This is a genomic window from Cognatiluteimonas profundi, from assembly GCF_009792795.1.
In the GTDB taxonomy this organism is placed as follows: Bacteria; Pseudomonadota; Gammaproteobacteria; order Xanthomonadales; family Xanthomonadaceae; genus Cognatiluteimonas; species Cognatiluteimonas profundi.
This window is the reverse complement of record NZ_VKHQ01000003.1, coordinates 830,162-850,140: the sequence shown is the minus strand read 5'-3', so window position 1 is coordinate 850,140 and position 19,979 is coordinate 830,162. Positions and strand designations below refer to the sequence as shown.

17 protein-coding genes and 2 tRNA genes are annotated in these 19,979 nt (G+C 65.3%); 15 read left to right on the top strand and 4 right to left on the bottom strand.

What is annotated here, in order from left to right:
• The first annotated feature begins 29 nt into the window (after positions 1-29).
• The 7 genes from ppnN to GST15_RS05910 all read left to right on the top strand — a co-directional run bounded on the left by ppnN (position 30) and on the right by GST15_RS05910 (position 8,301).
• Positions 30-1,442: a nucleotide 5'-monophosphate nucleosidase PpnN gene (gene ppnN, locus GST15_RS05940; protein ID WP_159016285.1), complete on the top strand. Its 1,413-nt coding sequence runs from the start codon at positions 30-32 to the stop codon at positions 1,440-1,442.
• Positions 1,443-1,573: 131 nt separating this feature from the next.
• On the top strand, positions 1,574-2,185 hold the full coding sequence (locus GST15_RS05935) for a GspH/FimT family pseudopilin (RefSeq protein ID WP_159016284.1): 612 nt from the start codon (positions 1,574-1,576) through the stop codon (positions 2,183-2,185).
• Positions 2,186-2,190: 5 nt separating this feature from the next.
• On the top strand, positions 2,191-2,667 hold the full coding sequence (gene pilV, locus GST15_RS05930; protein WP_159016283.1) for a type IV pilus modification protein PilV: 477 nt from the start codon (positions 2,191-2,193) through the stop codon (positions 2,665-2,667).
• Entirely contained in the window at positions 2,664-3,707 is a 1,044-nt protein-coding gene (locus tag GST15_RS05925; protein WP_159016480.1) for a PilW family protein, read from the top strand. Before pilV ends, GST15_RS05925 begins: the two co-directional genes overlap by 4 nt.
• 53 nt (positions 3,708-3,760) lie before the next feature.
• Positions 3,761-4,258 (top strand): pilus assembly PilX family protein, encoded by a 498-nt coding sequence (locus GST15_RS05920; protein WP_425482198.1) that lies wholly within the window; start codon positions 3,761-3,763, stop codon positions 4,256-4,258.
• 13 nt (positions 4,259-4,271) lie between these two features.
• Complete coding sequence (locus tag GST15_RS05915; protein ID WP_159016281.1) at positions 4,272-7,841, top strand: PilC/PilY family type IV pilus protein; 3,570 nt, start codon at positions 4,272-4,274, stop codon at positions 7,839-7,841.
• 1 nt (position 7,842) lies between these two features.
• Positions 7,843-8,301 (top strand): type IV pilin protein, encoded by a 459-nt coding sequence (locus tag GST15_RS05910; protein WP_233263061.1) that lies wholly within the window; start codon positions 7,843-7,845, stop codon positions 8,299-8,301.
• Positions 8,302-8,338: 37 nt separating this feature from the next.
• Here GST15_RS05910 and GST15_RS05905 read toward each other — a convergent pair.
• A tRNA-Asn gene (locus GST15_RS05905) sits at positions 8,339-8,415 on the bottom strand.
• A 43-nt stretch (positions 8,416-8,458) separates the two neighbouring features.
• Positions 8,459-9,004 (bottom strand): GspH/FimT family pseudopilin, encoded by a 546-nt coding sequence (locus tag GST15_RS05900; RefSeq protein WP_159016478.1) that lies wholly within the window; start codon positions 9,002-9,004, stop codon positions 8,459-8,461.
• Between the two features lie 144 nt (positions 9,005-9,148).
• Between GST15_RS05900 and uvrB the strand changes: the two genes are divergently transcribed.
• The gene (gene uvrB / locus GST15_RS05895) at positions 9,149-11,179 is read left to right on the top strand and encodes an excinuclease ABC subunit UvrB (RefSeq protein WP_159016280.1); all 2,031 of its coding nucleotides are present in this window, start codon (positions 9,149-9,151) and stop codon (positions 11,177-11,179) included.
• 3 nt (positions 11,180-11,182) lie between these two features.
• Here the strand turns inward: uvrB and GST15_RS05890 are convergent, their stop codons facing one another.
• Together GST15_RS05890 and GST15_RS05885 are read right to left on the bottom strand one after the other, a co-directional pair.
• Entirely contained in the window at positions 11,183-11,896 is a 714-nt protein-coding gene (locus tag GST15_RS05890; protein ID WP_159016279.1) for a hypothetical protein, read from the bottom strand.
• Entirely contained in the window at positions 11,893-12,531 is a 639-nt protein-coding gene (locus GST15_RS05885; RefSeq protein ID WP_159016278.1) for an aspartyl/asparaginyl beta-hydroxylase domain-containing protein, read from the bottom strand. Before GST15_RS05885 ends, GST15_RS05890 begins: the two co-directional genes overlap by 4 nt.
• A gap of 176 nt (positions 12,532-12,707) precedes the next feature.
• Between GST15_RS05885 and GST15_RS05880 the strand changes: the two genes are divergently transcribed.
• From GST15_RS05880 to pheT, 7 genes are all read left to right on the top strand, one after another.
• Positions 12,708-12,782: transfer RNA gene (locus tag GST15_RS05880), tRNA-Val, on the top strand.
• A gap of 182 nt (positions 12,783-12,964) precedes the next feature.
• Entirely contained in the window at positions 12,965-14,869 is a 1,905-nt protein-coding gene (gene thrS, locus GST15_RS05875) for a threonine--tRNA ligase (protein ID WP_159016277.1), read from the top strand.
• Between the two features lie 51 nt (positions 14,870-14,920).
• Positions 14,921-15,445 carry a translation initiation factor IF-3 gene (gene infC, locus GST15_RS05870; protein ID WP_233263086.1) on the top strand — a complete coding sequence of 175 codons (525 nt, stop codon included), beginning with the start codon at positions 14,921-14,923 and terminating at the stop codon, positions 15,443-15,445.
• Between the two features lie 325 nt (positions 15,446-15,770).
• Positions 15,771-15,968 carry a 50S ribosomal protein L35 gene (rpmI, locus tag GST15_RS05865; protein ID WP_159016276.1) on the top strand — a complete coding sequence of 66 codons (198 nt, stop codon included), beginning with the start codon at positions 15,771-15,773 and terminating at the stop codon, positions 15,966-15,968.
• An 11-nt stretch (positions 15,969-15,979) separates the two neighbouring features.
• The gene (rplT, locus tag GST15_RS05860) at positions 15,980-16,339 is read left to right on the top strand and encodes a 50S ribosomal protein L20 (protein ID WP_159016275.1); all 360 of its coding nucleotides are present in this window, start codon (positions 15,980-15,982) and stop codon (positions 16,337-16,339) included.
• 167 nt (positions 16,340-16,506) lie between these two features.
• A complete protein-coding gene (gene pheS / locus GST15_RS05855) occupies positions 16,507-17,502 on the top strand; it encodes a phenylalanine--tRNA ligase subunit alpha (protein ID WP_159016274.1) in 996 nt (331 codons plus the stop codon).
• A 69-nt stretch (positions 17,503-17,571) separates the two neighbouring features.
• On the top strand, positions 17,572-19,944 hold the full coding sequence (gene pheT, locus GST15_RS05850) for a phenylalanine--tRNA ligase subunit beta (RefSeq protein WP_159016273.1): 2,373 nt from the start codon (positions 17,572-17,574) through the stop codon (positions 19,942-19,944).
• Positions 19,945-19,979: the final 35 nt, after the last annotated feature.

The following is a 19,979-nucleotide window of genomic DNA, read 5'->3' as shown; positions in this document are numbered from 1 at the left end:
CCGCGCCGCAGTCCAAGAAGGATCCAACAATGGATGACGTGACAGTGGGCGATGCGGCGGTCAGCGACATCCATACGGCGAGGCTTCCGAGCGTCGATGCCAGCATCTATCCGCGTGGCGGGCTGGACGTGCTGTCGCGCGAGGAAGTGATGCGCCTGCGGGACGCGTCCGCCGGCGGCATGCACGAGCTGTTGCGACGTTGCGCGCTGGCCGTGCTGACCACCGGCAGCACCGCCGACGATCCCCGCGCGGCGCGCGAGATGTATCCGGATTTCGATATCCATGTCCTGCAGCAGGATCGCGGATTGCGCCTGGAACTCGTGGGCGCCCCGGGCATGGCATTCGTCGATGGCCGCATCATCACCGGCGTGGCGGAGCTGTTGTTCGCGGTCGTGCGCGACCTCGTCTACACCTCGGTCGAACTCGCGCCGGACTACGCGAATGAACTCGGCACCTCGGCCGGCATCACCGACGCCGTGTTCCGGCTGCTGCGCAACGCACGGGTCCTGCATCCATCGCAGCCCAACCTGGTGGTGTGCTGGGGCGGACATTCGATCAATCGCGACGAATACAACTTCAGCAAGGCGACCGGCTACGAGCTCGGCCTGCGCAACCTGGACATCTGCACCGGGTGCGGCCCAGGCGCGATGAAGGGGCCGATGAAGGGCGCGACCATCGGGCACGCGAAACAACGGCGGCTGCAGACGCGCTACATCGGCATCACCGAGCCCGGGATCATCGCGGCCGAATCGCCCAACCCGATCGTCAACCACCTGGTGATCATGCCGGACATCGAGAAGCGGCTCGAATCGTTCGTGCGCATGGGCCACGGTTTCGTGGTGTTTCCCGGTGGCGTCGGTACCTGCGAGGAAATCCTCTACCTGCTCGGCATCCTGCTGCGCGAAGAGAACGCGCACCTGCCATTCCCGCTGGTCTTCGCCGGGCCCACGTCGGCGGCGCCGTATTTCCAGCAGATCGACCAGTTCCTGCGGCTGACGCTGGGCGAAGCGGCGACCGCGCGCTACCGCATCGTCACCGGCGATTGCGCCGAAGTCGCCCGGCAGATCGCGCGGGGCATCCGCGACGTCCGCGAGTACCGGCTCGCCAACAAGGATTCGTTCTACTTCAACTGGTCGCTCGACATCCCGCTGCCGTTCCAGCAGCCGTTCGTGCCGACCCATGAAGCGATGGCCGCGCTCGACCTCCACCACGGCCGCAAACCATCGGATCTGGCCGCCGACCTGCGACGCGCCTTCTCCGGCATCGTCGCCGGCAACGTCAAGGAAGAGGGCATCCAGCGCGTTGAACAGTACGGCCCGTACCAGATCCACGGCGACCCGGACATGATGCAGGCCCTGGACGCGCTGCTGCGCGCATTCGTCGCCCAGCGCCGGATGAAGATCGCCGGGGACTACAAGCCCTGCTACCAGATCGTGGCCTGAGGCCAGGGGCGGCGCATCCCCCCGGCAGGTAGCGCCCGTCCACCCGGGGCCGCCGCTCGTCCGGTAGAGCTTGCAAGCTGCCCGGCCGGGCGCCAAGAGTGCAGCCTGCCCAGGGGTGGAGATGGCGGGACATGGGGAAGACGCGTCAAGCGGGTTTCACGCTGATCGAGCTGATGGTGGCGCTTGCCGTGATGGCGATCGTCCTGTCCTTCGCCATCCCCAGCTTCGAGTCGATCGTCAACTCCAACCGGCTTTCCAGCGCGGCCAACGAGATGGTCGCGTCGATCCAGACGGCGAAGATGGAATCGCTGCGCCGCAACCGGCGTGCCGTCGTCTGCCTGAGCGACGCCCCCAATCTCACGACCCCGGCTTGCAGCGGCTTGACCAGCACCACCGGCGGCTGGATCACCTTCGTCGATGAGAACGCCAACGGGACATTCGATAACACGGCGACTCCTCCCATCCCTGCCGACACGCTGTTGCGCACCAGCCTGATCAAGGCGCCGGTGCAGGTCCTGGTGAGCGCCCAGCTGCCGGCGGGGAAGCTCATCGTGCGGTCCGACGGGCTTGCCCGTGACAACACCGGCACCGCGCTTCTCAGTGGCAGCCTCGATGTCTGCATCCCGACCAGGCGCCCGGCGGAAAACGTGCGGCACGTGAACATCGGGTTCGGCAGCGCTGTTTCCATTGCCTCCGAAAACGAGAGCGCCGCCTGCAACACACCCGCGAACTACGTCCCGTGAAGCCCATGCCCATCCGACAGTCACGCCGCAGCACGCCACGCAACATCGCCGGCGTCGGTTTGATCGAAGTCCTGATCGCCGTCGTCATCCTCGCCTTCGGCATGCTCGGCATCGCCGCGTTGCAGGCGGCGAGCCTGCGCAACAGCCAGAGCGCAATGGAGCACAGCCAGGCGACGGTGCAGACCTACGCCATCCTGGACGCGATGCGCGCCAACCTGGCCGTGGCCCGTATCGGCGGATACGACCTCGCCACGATGACCTGCAACGCCCCCGATACCGGCGACCTGGCGGCAAACGACCTGCACAACTGGATCACATCGCTCCACAGCACTCTCGGCGACAGCGCCTGCGGACAGATTGCCTGCGGAAGCCTCGCCTGCGACATCAAGGTGCAATGGGACGATTCCCGCGGCACCAGCGCCAATGCGACGGACGCGACCAATGCCGCGACCCACACCGTGGAAACGCAGACCCGGCTATGAATCCAATCCGATTCCAGTTCCGCTCCCCGGCGCCGATGCGCGGCGTCACCCTGATCGAGCTGATGGTGGCGCTCGTGCTGGGCCTGATCGTGACAGGCGCGGCGTTGACGTTGTTCGTCACCAACCGCAAGACCTACACCGCGTCGGAAAGCCTGGGCCGCATCCAGGAGAGCCAACGCACGGCGTTCGAGCTCATGTCGCGCGACGTGCGCGAGGGCGCCGGCAATGCCTGCGAGAAAGGGCTCAGCGTCGCCAACGTCGTCAACTCGCCCAGCGGCAACTGGTATACGGATTTCGCGGGCGGGATCAAAGGCTATGACGGCGGAACAGATTTCAGCGGTGGGCCGCTATTCGGCACGACAAAATTCCTGCGGGTCGCCGGCACCGACGCCATCGAGCTCAAATCGTCCGTATCGAGCGGCCTGGCCGTGGTGACGATGCCAGGCCATACCTCGTCGGACATCAAGGTGAACGACCCCAACAACGACCTGCATGACGGCGACATCGCGATGGTCTGCAATTTCGACCATGCCGCGATTTTCCAGATCACCAACGTCAACCTGGGCGTCAACGTCGTCCACAACAACGGCACCGGCACTCCCGGGAATTGCAGCAAGGGCCTGGGCTTCCCGACCGATTGCACCGACACCAACGGCAATGCCTATGACTTCGGCGACCACCAGCCGGCGGTCCTGGCTAAGCTGCGCGCCACCCGCTGGTACATCGGCTACAACGGCCGCACTTACAACGGCCAGCCCAGTCGCTCGTTGTACCTGAGCAACGTCAAGAACACCGGCGGCACCCTGAGCGTCGTCAACAACGAGATCACCCAGGGCGTGCGCGACATGCAGCTGACGTACCTGGTGCAGGGCGCCTCCAGCTATGTCGGAGCCAGCGCGATCGCCACGGCCGACTGGGCGAAGGTCGTGGCCGTGAGCATCGACATGGTCATGGAAGGCGAGGACAAGGTCGGTACGGACCAGGCCGTGCTCCAGCGGGGCCTCCAACACATCGTCACCCTTCGGAATCGCGCGCTATGAATCGCGGATCATCCAGTCGTCCCCAAACCCAACGCGGTGTCGCCCTCGCGGTCGTGTTGATCCTGCTGCTGGTGATGACGCTGCTTGGCTTGGCCAGCTTGCGTGGCACGCTGATGGAAGAGCGCATGAGCGCCAACCAGGTCGATCGCAGCCTGAGTTTCCAGGCCGCGGAAGCCGCGTTGCGCGAAGGCGAAGCCGTGGCTGCCGGCAAGCCGACGCTTCCCGGCGGCGGCGTCGTGGGAAGCGGCTGCCTGAATGGTTTGTGCGCCAAGCCGGACCCGGCTGTCGTGACGCCGGTCTGGCAGGATCCGACGGTGTGGGCATCGGCTCCATCCGCCGTGGTGAACCTGGGCAACAAGACCGCAACCCCGAAGTACATCGTCGAGTTGCTGGCGGACGATGTCCCGCCCCACGGCAGCTGCACCACCAGCGGCGACGTCTCGCCCGATGCTGAATGTTCCGGTACCGAGCGCCGCTATCGAATCACCGCGCGCAGCGATGCTGCCGATCGCGCGCAGGTGATGTTGCAATCCATCTATGCAGTGCCCTGAGGCGAGACCAGCCATGAACGCGACCAAGAAAACGACTGCAGCCCGGCCGCCATCGCTGGTCAATCGGCTGCTGCCGTCGTTTGCCGCCCTGCTGTGCACCCTCATCGCCGCGCCGCTCCAGGCGGTGACGTTCCCGGCGGTTCCGCTGCAGTCCGGCGCGGCCTATCCGCCGGCGAACATCATGTTCATCCTCGATGACTCGGGATCGATGTCGTCGGACTACATGCCCGACGTCGTGCCGTCGACCAGCCCAGTCAACATCGCCCTCAACGCGTATCCGCGCAACACGCTGTATTACGACCCCAGCATCAACTACCTGCCGTGGATGAAGTCCGACGGGACGCGTTACACGGGCGGCACCGCATACACCAGCGCCTACAGCGACAGCGATGAGCTGCTCAGCGCGGTCGACCTGTCGAACAACACGCGCACGTTCTATGTGCCGAAGACCGGCGCGACCAACATGGCGCTGACCGCGAGTTACTACCGGTACCAGATCCCGGCCGGCGGCGGCGACATGGTGCGATCGGAGTACGGCGCGGCAACCCAGTCGGGCTCTGGCTTCCCAATGACCGGTTTGACTGACACAGCGGGAGCGATGACCCCTTTCAGCTTCCCCGTTCCGGCGAATGTCAACTCGTTAACGGTCACCACGGCCGGCGGTTCCTACGGGACCAACGGCGGGGCCAATAACGGCATTGGCAACGGCGCGGAGCTGTATGTCCGGTCCGGAGCGGCGCCAACGACGGGCACGTATACCTGCCGCTCCATTGGCGGCGGCAACGGCCAATCGTGCACCATCAATAATCCCGCGGCGGGCACGTGGTATGTCGGCGTGTATCGCAGTTCCAATTACAAGAACGTGACTCTCGATGTTTCGTTCGACATCCGCTGCGGAAGCGGTTCGGGAAGCAACGACTGGATCAACTGCACCTCGGCAACCCCGACCGGGCGAACCCTCGCCAACGAGTTGACCAACTACGCGACCTGGTACTCCTATTTCCGGACGCGCATCAAGCTGGCCAAAGCCGGTGCGAGCGAAGCATTCGGCCAGATCGGTTCCAACCTGCGGGTCGGCTTCGACACGATCTGGGCCCGCAATCGTTTCCCGATCCCGGTCGGCACCAACAATGGCCAGTTCACCGGCACCAACCGCGACACCTGGTACGCGCGCCTGGTTGCGGCGACCGCGAGTGGTTACACCCCGCTCAAGGGCGCCCTGCAGCGCAACGGCGAATACTTCAGCGACACGTCGGCCACCGGTCCATGGGGGCCGGAGACCGGCTCCGACCAGATCAGCTGTCGCCAGAATTTCTCGATCCTGACCACCGACGGTTACTGGAACTCCAACAGCGGCTACACCAGTCCGGTCGGCGATGCGGATGGCACCGCGGGTCCCACGATCACGTCGCCCACGGGTGGGTCGTTCACCTTCAACGCCACCAACCCGTATAAGGACAATTTCAGTACGAATCCGAATACGCAACCGAACACACTGGCCGACGTGGCGATGTACTACTGGAAGCGCGACCTGGTGACCACGCTTCCCAACAACGTGCCGACGTCGGTCGCTGATCCTGCGTTCTGGCAGCACATGGTGACGTTCAGCGTCTCCATCGGCCAGCAGGGCACGCTCAATCCGAAGACCGACCTGCCCGGCATCACCAACGGCAGCCTGCACTGGCCCGATCCGACCCCAACCGAGAACGCCACCCGCATCGATGATCTCTGGCATGCGGCGGTCAACGGGCGCGGCAGTTTCGTGGCGGCGAACAATCCCAACGAATTCGCGCAGGGCCTGGTCGACGCGCTGGCCACGGTCGCGGCGCGACTGGGTTCGGCTTCCAACGTGACCGCCAACAGCACCTCGTTCACCTCCGACACGCGCGTCTTCCAGGCGAGCTACGTGTCGGGCAAGTGGACCGGCGAGCTGTCCGCATACGACGCAACCCAGGCCGGCGTGTCCTCGACACCCGCCTGGCAGGCAGGTGCGTTGATCCCGACGTCCGGTCGCAACATCATCACCTGGAACGGGAGTGCCGGTGCCACGTTCCCGACGGTTGCGCAGACAACGGCATTGGCGCGCACCACCGGCCTCGCCCCGGTCACCGGCGCCAGCAATGCGGCCTACATTGCCGGCGCGACAACGCTGGAGAAGCGCAATGGCGGCACCCTGCGCGACAGGGCGTCGCTGCTTGGCGATATCGCGTATTCCTCGCCGATGTATGTCAAGGACAGCGAAACCATCTTCGTCGGCGCCAACGACGGCATGCTGCACGCCTTCAATGCGCTGACCGGTGCGGAGCGCTTCGCATACGTCCCCGGCGGCATCAGCTTGCCCAACCTGGCGACCTTGAGCGACCCGCAATACACGCACCAGTACTTCGTCGATGGTCCGGTGGCCGTCTCGACGCTCAAGCAGACGCCTGGCAAGAACTACTTCGTGGGCTCCCTTGGCCGCGGCGGCAAGGGCGTGTTTGGCCTCGACGTCACCAATCCGGGCAGCTTCGGCGCGAGCAACGCCCTATGGGAGCGCACGAGCGACGCGGACATGGGCCAGGTCCTCGGTGAGCCGCTCGTGGTCACGCTGAACGATGGAACCAAGGCGGTGCTGGTCAGCAACGGCGTCAACAGCAGCACCCATACCGCGGCGTTGTTCATCCTCAACATCGCCACCGGTGCGGTGATCAAGGAAATCAACACCAATGTCGGCAATGCCGGCAGCGAAAACGGGCTGTTCGCCCCGCGCGGATGGGACGAGGACGGCAACGGTACGGTCGACTACGTCTACGCCGGCGACCTCAAGGGCAATCTCTGGAAATTCGACCTGAGCGGGGCGACGTCGTCGAGCTGGAACCTGGCCCTGTCCGGCGTGCCGCTGTTCACGACCCAGAGCGGCCAACCGATCACGGCGGGACTGGGCCTGGCCCGCGATCCGCTCACCGGCAAGCGCTGGATCTTCGTGGGAACCGGCAGTTTCCTCACCACCGGTGATTCGTCCGACAACACCGTGCAGTCCATGTACGGCCTCATCGACGATGGCACGTCGACCGCAGTGCAGTTGAGCGACCTGGTCAAGCGCAACATCGTCGTGACCGGCACAGTCAACGGCAAGGCGGTTCGCGGATTCGAAGCGAATTCCACGATAAATCCCGCGAAGAAGGGTTGGTATATCGACCTGGACAACCCGACTCCCGGCGAGCGCATCGTCAGCAACCCGCGCGTCAAGGGTGCGGCGTTGCTCGTCGCGAGCATCATTCCGCCCAGCACCAATACCTGCGATGCCGGCGGCACCGGCTACATCAATGCGCTCGATGCGTTCAGCGGTACCAGCCTGACCCAGCCATTCTTTGACGTGAATGGCGATGGACAGGTCAACGCCAGCGATCAGATCAATGATTCGAATGGCAACCCCGTGCCGGTCGGTTCGGTCGACCTGGGCGTGGGCATGCCCACGTTGCCGACCGTCATCGACAAGCTGCTGGTCGTGGGCGGCTCGAAGGGCAGCCTCGGATCGGTGCTGGTCAATCCACAGGGCGGCTCCAACCAGCGAATCTCCTGGCACGAAATCCTGAGGGACTGACATGAGCACTATCGGATCCATGCATGGCCGGCGCGCCGTCGCTGGCTTCAAGAGTCCACTGGGCTCGGGCGGCTTCACCCTGATCGAGCTCATGGTGACCGTGGCGATCGTCGGGATCCTGATGGCGATCGCGGTGTCGAGCTATGAGTTCGCCACCGTGAAGACGCGCCGTGGCGCTGCCGAGGGCTGCCTGCTCGAGGCGGCGCAGTACATGGAGCGCTACTACACGACCAACCTGAAATATACCGACGCGACCATACCGACCTGTACGACGGACGTGACGCCGCACTACACGGTCGCGTTCTCGGGGACGCCGGACGCCAAGAGTTACACGCTGCTGGCTACGCCGGTCGCGGGAAGCCGCCAGGAAAGCGCGGATGCGAAATGCGGGGCGCTGGGGGTGAACCAGATCGGCACCAAGACAGCATCGGGCCCGGCGGGCGTTGCGGAGTGCTGGTAAGAAAAAAGGCCTGCATTTCTGCAGGCCTTCGCGTATCTGGCGCCCGAAGTTGGACTCGAACCAACGACCCCCTGATTAACAGTCAAGTGCTCTAACCGGCTGAGCTATTCGGGCGGGGGCGTCATTGTGACGTCCGGCGTAATCCGGCGCAACCGGCCTAACCCGGATTCACGCACGACCGAGCCGCCGTCGCGGTGGGCTTGCCTTGTCGCAGGCGCCCACTGTTCGCCAGGACCAGGGTGGTTGCCTGCGCGGGGCCGCGGCCGTCGCAGATCGTGAATGTGACGTTGGAGCCTGCGGTGGCGCCGCCATGTGGCTGGAACACGATCCGCGTGCGTTGCGGCGTGCTGCGCAGGTGCGTCCCGCCCTGGAGAGGTGATTGCCGGCGCAACAGCGTCTCGCCGGGCCCGTGCGCGCGATTGCCGTCGATGTCCGCGAACGCGATCCAGCCCCGGGTCCAGTCCACGCTGCCGCTGCAGGTGGCGCCATTCGCGCTGGAGCACACGACGACGTCGACCTGCGTCAGGACCGAATGATCCAGGGCAGCCACCAGCGATTCACCCAGGTCGATCCGGGCCGAGCCGGTATGCGTGGCTGCCGCCACGTTGCTGTAAGCCGGCACCGCGATGCCGAGGCCGATTGCGATGATGGCCATGGCGACCATCGCTTCGACAAGGGTAAAGCCGCTCTGGGGACGATGCATGTCGACAAGCTCCTGTTGGTCGGCACAGGATGCGCAGGCAGCCGCGCACGCGCCGTCGTCCCAGCCCGCCCGCGAAGGTAGGAAAAGGCCCTGATCGTCCCCATCTCCTGTGGACGCCACATCCAACGGTTCGACCACGCATCGATGAACGACCTCATCCATCCCGCAGGATTCCAGCTGGTGTCGCCGTATTCGCCGGCCGGTGACCAGCCGCAGGCGATCGAAAAGCTGATCAAGGGCTTCGAGGCCGGCGTGGCGCGGCAGACGTTGCTGGGCGTGACCGGCTCTGGCAAGACCTACACCATCGCCAACGTGATCCAGGCGGTGCAGAAGCCGACCCTGGTGATGGCGCCCAACAAGACGCTGGCCGCGCAGTTGTACGGCGAGTTCCGCGCATTCTTCCCGCACAACGCGGTCGAATATTTCGTCAGCTATTACGACTATTACCAGCCCGAAGCCTACATCCCGTCGTCGGACACCTTCATCGACAAGGACAGCTCGGTCAACGAACACATCGAGCAGATGCGCCTGTCGGCGACCAAGGCGCTGCTCGAGCGGCGCGACGCCATCATTGTGTGCACGGTGTCGGCCATCTACGGCCTCGGCGATCCCGGCGAATACCACAAGATGGTGCTGCACATGGTGCGCGGGGAGCGCATCGACCAGCGCGAGCTGATCCGCCGGCTCACCGAGATGCAGTACAGGCGCAACGAGGTCGAGCTCACCCGCGGCACGTATCGCGTGCGCGGCGAGACCATCGACATCCATCCCGCGGAATCAGACGCCGAGGCGCTGCGCATCGAACTGTTCGACGGCGAGATCGAGACGCTGACGCTGTTCGACCCGCTCACCGGTGAAACGCTGCGGCGTTTGCCGCGCTACACGATCTACCCGAAATCCCATTACGTCACCACGCGCCGCACCGTGCTGGACGCGGTCGAGGCGATCAAGCTGGAGCTGCGCGAGCGGCTGGAAGTCCTTTACTCGCAGAACAAGCTCGTCGAGGCGCAACGACTCGCGCAACGCACGCAGTTCGACCTGGAGATGATGGCCGAGGTCGGCTACTGCAACGGCATCGAGAACTATTCGCGCCACCTGACCGGGCACATGCCCGGCGAGCCGCCGCCGTGCCTGTTCGACTACATCCCGCCGGACGCGCTGCTGGTGGTCGACGAATCGCACGTGACCGTTCCGCAGCTCGGCGCGATGTACAAGGGCGACCGGTCGCGCAAGGAAACGCTGGTGGAGTTCGGCTTCCGCCTGCCGTCGGCGCTCGACAACCGGCCGCTCAAGTTCGAAGAGTGGGAAGGGCGCGCGCCACGCGCGATCTTCGTCTCGGCCACGCCCGGGCCGTACGAGCTGCGCATGTCCGAAGGCGAGGTGACCGAACTGGTGGTGCGCCCGACCGGCCTGGTGGATCCGCCGGTCGAGATCCGCCCGGTGGCGACGCAGGTCGACGACGTGCTCGGCGAGATCACCTTGCGCGTCGCGATGGGCGATCGCGTGCTGATCACGACGCTGACCAAGCGCATGGCGGAGAACCTCACCGAATACCTCGCCGACCACAACGTCCGGGTGCGCTACCTGCATTCGGACATCGACACGGTCGAGCGTGTCGAGATCATCCGCGACCTGCGGCTTGGGAAGTTCGACGTGCTGGTCGGAATCAACCTGCTGCGCGAAGGCCTCGACATGCCGGAGGTCTCGCTGGTCGCGATCCTGGACGCCGACAAGGAGGGCTTCCTGCGCTCGACCGGGTCATTGATCCAGACCATCGGCCGCGCCGCGCGCAACCTGCGTGGCAAGGCGATCCTGTATGCCGATCGCATGACCAACTCCATGCAGCGCGCCATCGACGAAACCGACCGCCGCCGCGCCCGGCAGGTCGAGTACAACATCGAGCACGGGATCACCCCGCAGTCGGTCGCGCGGACGATGGTCGACATCTTCGAAGGTGCGCGCGCCGAGCCCGGCGAGAAGAAGGGTCGTGGCAAGGGCAAGCGCGTCGCCGAAGCGGGCGAGGACTACGCGCTGATGAGCCCGACCCAGCGCAACACGCGCCTGCGCGAACTCGAGCAGCGCATGTACCAGCACGCGCGCGACCTGGAGTTCGAGGACGCGGCGAAGGTGCGCGACCAGATCCGGCGGCTCAAGGACGCCAGCCTCGCCGGCTAGCGTTCAGTCGGTCGCAATCGAAGCCGCTTCGTCGAAGCGGAAGCCGTGTCGCTGGATGAGTTCCGCATCCTTGGCCGCGACCAGCTCGCGCGTCGGCGCGTCGTAGTACGCGCTGTAATGCGCGTGTGCGCTGGTGTTGATCGGTGCGCGGTCGCGCAGCCATTCCTGCATCGTTGGCGTCAGGTCGATCCCGACCGACGGCAGGAAGTCGCGGAGGCCTTCGCGCAGGCGCGCCATGTCGATCAGCGTGGTGTTCGACACGTCGCCGTACATGCGCCGGTACAGGAAGCTGTAGAAGCCCAGGCCGCTGCCTGCCAGCGGCGCGACGCTGTCCTTGGACAGGTTGATGCCGCGATTGGGCAATTGCGACGGCAGGCGTTCCATCCATGCCGCCAGCCATCGCGGATCGTCGCCAAGGCGCATGAGGTTGCGCAGGGTGCCGGCAAAGTCCAGCCGCCGCGCGTCGCTGGCCAGCTGGAAGAGCGCATTGGGCTGCGGCATCGCGTGCTGGAAGCTGTACCAGGACACGTAGTAGTCCCAGGGATTGCGGGCCGTTCCCAGGATCGGCAACTGCCGCGCGGCCGCCGGGATCGAATCGCGGGGCAGGTGATAGCCGACCTGTTGGCAGCCGGGCATGCATTCGACCAGGAATCGATTGACGAAACTGCCGCCGGACTTGTGCAGGTGCAGGAAGACGAACCGGTCCGTGACGATCATTGCGCGGCGCCGATCCTCACCCGCTGTTCGATGTCCGCATCGACGATGCCGAGATCGTGTTCACCCGCGCGGATCAGGTCGCACAGCGCGGGGGTCGGCAGGAAATCGCAGATCAGGTGCAGCCGCGGTTCCGACCAGGCGCTGTACACGCCATGCGAGGTGGAATTGTTCAGCGCCCAGGTTTCACCGGCCTGCATTCGATAAACCCGGTCCTTGCAGAACATGGACACGGACGGATCGGTCACGATCGGCACGTGGATCCGCAGCGTGCGCAGGAAATATTCCCCGTTGTCGACATGCATCCTGATCACGCCGTGCGGGAGCAGCTTGGCGAGCAGGCAGCGCATCGGCGGCGCGGGGATCAACTCGCGGATGAGCGACTGCACGTAGGGCAGGTGCTGCAGAGGCTCGCGATCCTCGATGGGCTTTGGCCCCTCGATGGGCGCGTAGCCGCGCAGGAAGACGCCCTCGGTCGGCTGGTGCACGCCGACCCGGCCGCCGCGCGTGCCCCAGTACGAAGGCGGCAGTCGCGCCACCTCCTGCCGGAGCCGATCGAGATCGATCTTGACGGGCAGGCGAACGCAACCACCGATCAGCTGGTCCTTGTCGACGGCGGGGAGGTCGGGATCGTTCATCGGATGCATCGGCGGGGCCGGCGTCATCATTGGGCAAGCTCGCGGAAGGTGCAAACGTGATCGGTCCGGGGCCAGCCATCCAAGGCAACCGCCGCCGCCATCCGCCTTGCCCATCCGTTTTGTTGTCCGCGACTGCCGGCTGGGCTAAACTGCGCGTCCTCTTGCGAGGGGATTGCGGGCGGTTAGCTCAGCGGTAGAGCATTACCTTGACATGGTAGGGGTCACAGGTTCGAACCCTGTACCGCCCACCACGCCTCATCGGCGTGGATCCAATCCTTCACCAGCCACAGCCAGGTGGCCCGCGGAAACGCCGGCCGAGCGTGCGACATGAGCACTACCATCGCCCATCGCTGATACGCCCGAGGCTTCCGCGGATGCAGGCGCCCTCGTGGCGCCTTTTTTGTTTTTCGCACCCCCTGGAAATGCGGACCCCATGATCGCCATCACGCTCCCCGACGGCAGCCGCCGCGAATTCGACCAGCCCGTATCCGTCGCCGATGTGGCCACGTCCATCGGGCCTGGCCTGGCCAAGGCCGCGTTGGCCGGCAAGGTCGATGGCAGGCTGGTCGACACCAGCCATCGCATCGACAACGACGCCGCGCTCGAAATCGTCACCGACAAGCATCCCGATGCGCTCGACGTGTTGCGCCACTCGACCGCTCACCTGCTGGCCCAGGCCGTGCAGCGCCTGTTCCCGGGCGCGCAGGTCACCATCGGCCCGGTGATCGACAACGGCTTCTATTACGACTTCGCCTACGAGCGGCCGTTCACGCCCGAGGACCTGCCGGCCATCGAGGCCGAGATGCAGAAGATCGCCAAGGAAGCGGTGCCGGTATCGCGCAGCGTCAAGTCGCGCGACGACGCGACCGCGTTCTTCCGTGGCCTGGGCGAGGAATACAAGGCGCAGATCATCGAATCGATTCCCGCCGACCAGGATCTCTCGCTGTATACGCAGGGCGAATTCACCGACCTCTGCCGCGGTCCGCACGTGCCGTCCACCGACAAGCTGCGTGCGTTCAAGCTGATGAAGGTTGCCGGCGCGTACTGGCGCGGCGACCACAACAACCAGATGCTCAGCCGCATCTACGGCACCGCGTGGTTGAACGACAAGGACCTCAAGGCCTACCTCACGCAGCTCGAGGAAGCCGAGAAGCGCGACCACCGCAAGATCGCCAGGCAGCAGAACCTCTTCCACCTGCAGGAAGAAGCCCCGGGCCTGGTGTTCTGGCATCCGAAGGGCTGGTCGGTGTGGCAGGTGGTCGAGCAGTACATGCGCAAGGTCTACCGCGACAGCGGCTACCAGGAAGTCCGCTGCCCGCAGATCCTCGATGTCGCGCTTTGGAAGAAGTCCGGTCACTGGGACAACTACCAGGACAACATGTTCTTCACCGAGTCGGAGAAGCGCACCTACGCGCTCAAGCCGATGAATTGCCCGGGCCACGTGCAGGTCTTCAACCAGGGACTGCACAGCTATCGCGACCTGCCGATCCGCTACGGCGAGTTCGGCGCCTGCCATCGCAACGAGCCGTCGGGCGCGCTGCACGGCATCCTGCGGGTGCGCGGATTCACCCAGGACGACGGCCATATCTTCTGTACCGAAGACCAGATCGAGGCCGAGGTCACCGCGTTCCACCGGCAGGCGATGGCCGTCTACGCCGATTTCGGTTTCACCGACGTGCAGCTCAAGCTTGCCCTGCGTCCCGAGCCCCGGTTGGGCGACGACGCCACCTGGGACAAGGCCGAGGCGGCGCTGCGCAATGCACTGCGCGCCTGCGGGGTCGAGTGGGAGGAGCTGCCAGGCGAGGGCGCCTTCTACGGCCCGAAGATCGAGTACCACCTCAAGGATGCCATCGGCCGCACCTGGCAGCTGGGCACGATGCAGGTCGATTTCATGATGCCCGGCCGGCTCGGCGCGGAGTACGTGGACGAGGGCAGCCAGAAGCGGCACCCGGTGATGCTGCACCGGGCCATCGTCGGATCGATGGAGCGTTTCATCGGGATCCTGATCGAGCACCACGCGGGCAATTTCCCGTCCTGGCTGGCGCCCATTCAGGCCGTCGTGATGAATATCACCGACGCCCAGGCCGACTGGGTCGAGGAAGTCCGGAAAACCCTTGCAAATCAAGGAGTCCGCGTCAGCGCCGATTTGCGGAACGAGAAGATCGGCTATAAGATCCGCGAGCACACGCTGCAGCGGGTGCCATACCTGCTGGTGGTCGGGGACCGCGAGAAGGACAATGGCGCAGTGGCCGTGCGCACGCGGTCGGGGGAGGATCTGGGGACCATGTCCGTCGCCGATTTCGCCTCGCGTTTACATGGTGAGCACACCGCTCGTTGAAGACTGGCCCGGTCGCCCTGCGACCGGCACATTTATTCCGGAGATCGCAACATCAGCACCCCTGAAAAGCAGAACCGCAAGAACAACGAAATCCGCGTACCACGTGTGCGCGTGATCGGCAGCGATGGCGAGATGGTCGGCGTCCTGTCGCGCGAGGAAGCGCTAGCCAAGGCCGAGGAAGAAGGCCTGGACCTGGTCGAGATCCAGCCCAACGCTGATCCGCCGGTCTGCCGCATCATGGATTTCGGCAAGTTCAAGTTCGAGCTGCAGAAGAAGGCGAACCTCGCCAAGAAGAAGACCAAGCAGGTCGAGATCAAGGAAATGAAGTTCCGTCCGGTCACGGATGAGGGCGACTACCAGATCAAGCTGCGCAACATGCGGCGCTTCCTCGAGGAAGGCGACAAGATCAAGGTCAACATCCGCTTCCGCGGCCGCGAGATGAGCCATCAGGAGCTCGGCCGCGAGATGGCGAACCGGATCGAGGGTGACCTGGGCGAGGACATCGTCATCGAGTCGCGCCCGCGCCTGGAAGGCCGGCAGATGGTGATGATGATCGCGCCGAAGAAGAAGACCTGACGCCAGCGGTCGATTCCCGCGGGAACCAGGAGGGGCGCTGCGAGGCGCCCTTTCTCATTGGAGGGTGCGGGCCCAGCGGGCGCCGATCAAACCCACTGATTTCCAAGGAAATATTTGCATGCAGGCCGCCCAGCCCGCATAATGCGCGGCCCGGTTCGCCGGGTGTGATGTACCAGCAACACAGGACCTGTCGCGGACTCCCATGGTAAATCATGGGAATCAACGACTTACGACCGGCAAGGGCAGGACGGAAAGCGTGGCACCTTTCGTGAAAAACGGGAGACCACCGCCCAGCCAGTGACAGAAACCGAAAGGACCTCCCGCAATGCCCAAGATCAAGACCAATCGGGCGGCGGCCAAGCGCTTCCGGAAGACCGCTTCCGGCAAGTTCAAGTGCGGCCACGCCAACAAGAGCCACATCCTCACCAAGAAAGCGACCAAGCGGAAGCGCAACCTCCGGCAGACGAACCACGTCCGCCCCGAGGACGCTGGACGTCTGAACCGCATGCTTCCGTACTTGTGAGGAGATGAGAAATGGCACGAGTTAAACGTGGTGTACAGGCGCGTCGCCGCCACAAGAAAATCCTGAAGCAGGCCAAGGGCTACTACCACGCCCGCCGCAAGGTCTTCCGCGTCGCCAAGCAGGCGGTGACGAAGGCCCTGCAGTACGCCTACATCGGCCGCAAGCAGCGCAAGCGCCAGTTCCGTTCGCTGTGGATCGCGCGCATCAACGCCGCCGCCCGCATCAACGGCATCAGCTACAGCCGCTTCATGAACGGCCTGCTCAAGGCCGGCATCACCCTCGACCGCAAGGTGCTGGCGGACATCGCCGTGCACGATGCGGTGGGTTTTGCGGCGCTGGCCGAGAAAGCAAAGGGCGCGCTCGCAGCGTAGGTCTTGCCCCGGCTGTCGCGCTGACCTCGCGCGATGCCCGGACGATGCAATACACGCATGGGGAAGGGCGCAAGTCCTTCCCCATTCGTTTTTTGGGACGCGCATGTGCGAGGCCGGAATGCACCGCGCATGGCTGCTCTTGTCGATGACGCAGGAAACACGCGCGAATGAGCGAAATTGAAACAGTCGTGTCACAGGCGCTGTCCGATATCGCCTCGGCCAGTTCGCCCGATGCGGTCGAGTCCCTGCGCATTTCGCTGCTGGGCAAGCAGGGCAGCATCACCGCGCAGCTGAAGTCGCTGGGTGGCCTTCCCGCCGACCAGCGCAAGGCCGCCGGCGAAGCGATCAATCGGGCGCGTGACGCCATTGGCGAGGCGCTGGCCGCGCGCAAGGCAGCGTTGGAGGCGGCGGCCCTGGACGCCCGCATGGGGACCGAATCGATCGATGTCACGCTGCCCGGGCGCAACGCCAGCCGTGGTGGCCTGCATCCGGTCAGCCGCACGCTGGAACGCATCACCGATATCTTCGGCCGGCTCGGCTACGCGCTCGCCGACGGCCCGGAAATCGAGGACGACTGGCACAACTTCGAAGCCTTGAACTTCCCGCCGCACCATCCGGCACGCGCCATGCACGACACCTTCTACTTCGGTGATGGGCGGCTGCTGCGGACCCACACGTCCGGCGTGCAGGTGCGCTACATGAAGGACCACGCGCCACCATTGCGCATGATCGCCGCCGGCAAGGTCTACCGCAGCGACAGCGACCAGACGCATACGCCGATGTTCCACCAGGTCGAGGGACTGCTGGTCGACGAACATTCCAGCTTTGCCGACCTGAAGGGCACGCTGGCGGAGTTCGTCCGCGCCTTCTTCGGGCGCGACTTCGAGATGCGCTTCCGGCCGAGCTATTTCCCCTTCACCGAGCCCTCGGCGGAAGTCGATATCGCCTGGCAACAGCCTGACGGTTCGATGCGCTGGCTGGAGGTGCTCGGTTGCGGCATGGTCCATCCCAGCGTGCTGCGCAACGTCGGCATCGACCCGGAGCGTTACACCGGTTTCGCCTTCGGCCTTGGCGTGGAGCGCTTCGCGATGCTGCGTTACGGCGTCGACGACCTGCGCAGCTTCTTCGACAACGACGTGCGCTTCCTGCGCCAGTTTGCGTAGGCGGGTCTTGACCCGCCGAACCAGGTTCCAGCAATGGCGGGTCAAGACCCGCCCTACGGATTCCAAGCAATGAAATTCTCCGAAAACTGGCTGCGCGAACACGTCAAGACGACTGCGACACGCGATGAACTCGCCGCGACGCTGACGGCGATCGGCCTTGAGGTCGAGGAGATGTCGGTGCTCGGCAATGCGTTCGATGGCGTGGTCGTCGCGCGCATCATCGAGTGTGCACGGCATCCCGAAGCCGACCGCCTGCAGGTGTGCAAGGTCGATGCGGGCAATGGCGAAACGTTGCAGATCGTGTGCGGCGCGCCCAACGCGCGCCCGGGCCTGCTCGCGCCGCTGGCCAAGGTCGGATCGCGAATCGGCGACATCACGATCGGCGCGGCAAGGCTGCGCGGCGTGGAATCCAGCGGCATGTTGTGTTCTGCCAAGGAGTTGGGCCTGGACACCGATGCGTCCGGACTGCTCGAGTTGCCGTCCGATGCACCGGTCGGATCCCCGCTGGCGGGCTACCTGGGGCTTCCCGACGCCAGCATCGCGCTGAAACTCACTCCGAATCGCGCCGATTGTTTCAGCGTTCGCGGCATCGCATTCGATGTCGCGGCGGCGTGCGGAAGCGAGGTCATCGCCCACGAGGCAACGCCGGTCGCCTCGACCGTGGCGACGATGCTGGATGTCACGTTGGATGCCGGTGCGGATGCGCCGCGCTACCTCGGTCGCGTCATCGAGGGCGTCGATCCCGCGCGCAGCACACCCATCTGGATGGCGGAGCGATTGCGGCGCAGCGGCATCCGTCCGATCAGCCTGCTGGTCGATATCGCCCAGTACGTCATGCTCGAAGTCGGCCAGCCCATGCATGCCTACGATCGTGACCTGCTGCGCGGACCGATCGGCGTGCGGCGTGCGCGGGCGGGCGAATCGCTGGTATTGCTCGATGGTCGTGAAGCCGCCATCGATGCCGGCTTCCTGGTGATCACCGATGCGGATCGCCCGGTCGGACTGGCCGGCGTGATGGGTGGGATGGACACGCGCGTGACCCAGGCAACCCGGAATGTCTTCCTCGAGGCCGCGCATTTTTCGCCGGACGCCATCATCGGCCGCGGACGCAAGCTGGGCCTGCATACCGACGCCGGACATCGCTTCGAACGGGGCGTCGATCCGGAGTTGCCGCGGCAAGCCATCGAGCGGGCAACGCAGTTGGTTGTCGAACTGGCCGGCGGCGCAGCGGGACCCGTGACCGAAGCGACATTGCCCGCGCATCTGCCCAGGCCCAGGGAGATCGTGCTGCGTCGCGCGCGGCTGGCCCGCATCCTGGGCACGGCAATTGGCGATGCGGACGTGGAACGCATCCTGCGCGCACTGGGCCTGGGCGTTGCGTCGACGTCGGAAGGTTGGCGGGTGACCGCGCCGACGCGTCGCTTTGATCTGTCGATCGAGGAAGACCTCATCGAGGAAATCGCGCGCATCCACGGTTACGACCGGATTCCGTCGACGTTGCCACGGGGCGCGAGTCGCCTTGTGGCGCCGTCCGAGATGCGCGTCGACGATGCGACGGCGCGCCGTCATCTCGCCGCGCGCGACTTCCTCGAAGCGATCAACTACGCATTCGTGGATGCGGGCCTCCTGGCAACCTGGCATGCAGCCGACGCAGCCGTGCCGCTGGCCAATCCACTCAGCGCGGAACTCGGCGCCATGCGCACGCAGTTGTTGCCGGGACTGGTCGCGGCGCTTGCGCGCAACAAGGCGCGCCAGCAGTCGCGCGTGCGCCTGTTCGAACTGGGCAAGGTGTTTGCGAAGTCCGGTGCCGATGCGCCACTGGAAACCCTGCGTATCGCGGCGGTCGCGACCGGCGACGCCCTCGCCGAACAGTGGGGCGAGCCGGCGCGCCAGGTCGACTTCCATGACCTGAAAGGTGATCTGGAGAGCCTGGCTGCGCTGTCGGGAGCGACGCTGGCGTACCGCGCCTCGTCGGCGCCCTGGGCGCATCCGGGTCGCAGTGCCGACGTGTTTCGCGACGGACGCCACCTGGGCTGGATCGGCCAGCTGCATCCCCGCCTGCAACAGTCGCTGGACATCGGCGGCCAGGTCCTGGCATTCGAGCTGGACCTCGAGCCGCTGCTGCTTCGCGCCATGCCCAGGGCAACGCCGCTGTCGCGGTTTCCGTCCGTCCGCCGCGACCTCGCGTTCGTCGTCGCGGACGAGGTGTCCTGGGAGGCGTTGGAAGCAGTGGTCAAAGTGGCGGCGGGCCCTTGCCTGCAGCAGCTGCGGCTGTTCGACCGCTATGCCGGCAAGGGGGTGGAAACCGGATTCAAGAGTCTCGCTATGGGCTTGATTCTGCAGGATGAATCCCGCACCCTGACCGACCGCGATGTGGAGGCGGTGGTGGCCAATGTGACGGCCGCGCTGCAACGCGATTACAGCGCACGCATTCGTGAGTGAGATGCACGCGGCAAACACCCAGCTGATCGTTTACA

Coding starts and splice junctions, on each gene's coding strand:
- ppnN (WP_159016285.1), top strand. CDS start 30: ATGGATGACGTGACAGTGGGCGATGCGGCGGTCAGCGACATCCATACG.
- GST15_RS05935 (WP_159016284.1), top strand. CDS start 1,574: ATGGGGAAGACGCGTCAAGCGGGTTTCACGCTGATCGAGCTGATGGTG.
- pilV (WP_159016283.1), top strand. CDS start 2,191: ATGCCCATCCGACAGTCACGCCGCAGCACGCCACGCAACATCGCCGGC.
- GST15_RS05925 (WP_159016480.1), top strand. CDS start 2,664: ATGAATCCAATCCGATTCCAGTTCCGCTCCCCGGCGCCGATGCGCGGC.
- GST15_RS05915 (WP_159016281.1), top strand. CDS start 4,272: ATGAACGCGACCAAGAAAACGACTGCAGCCCGGCCGCCATCGCTGGTC.
- GST15_RS05910 (WP_233263061.1), top strand. CDS start 7,843: ATGAGCACTATCGGATCCATGCATGGCCGGCGCGCCGTCGCTGGCTTC.
- GST15_RS05900 (WP_159016478.1), bottom strand. CDS start 9,004: ATGCATCGTCCCCAGAGCGGCTTTACCCTTGTCGAAGCGATGGTCGCC.
- uvrB (WP_159016280.1), top strand. CDS start 9,149: ATGAACGACCTCATCCATCCCGCAGGATTCCAGCTGGTGTCGCCGTAT.
- GST15_RS05890 (WP_159016279.1), bottom strand. CDS start 11,896: ATGATCGTCACGGACCGGTTCGTCTTCCTGCACCTGCACAAGTCCGGC.
- GST15_RS05885 (WP_159016278.1), bottom strand. CDS start 12,531: ATGAACGATCCCGACCTCCCCGCCGTCGACAAGGACCAGCTGATCGGT.
- thrS (WP_159016277.1), top strand. CDS start 12,965: ATGATCGCCATCACGCTCCCCGACGGCAGCCGCCGCGAATTCGACCAG.
- rpmI (WP_159016276.1), top strand. CDS start 15,771: ATGCCCAAGATCAAGACCAATCGGGCGGCGGCCAAGCGCTTCCGGAAG.
- rplT (WP_159016275.1), top strand. CDS start 15,980: ATGGCACGAGTTAAACGTGGTGTACAGGCGCGTCGCCGCCACAAGAAA.
- pheS (WP_159016274.1), top strand. CDS start 16,507: ATGAGCGAAATTGAAACAGTCGTGTCACAGGCGCTGTCCGATATCGCC.
- pheT (WP_159016273.1), top strand. CDS start 17,572: ATGAAATTCTCCGAAAACTGGCTGCGCGAACACGTCAAGACGACTGCG.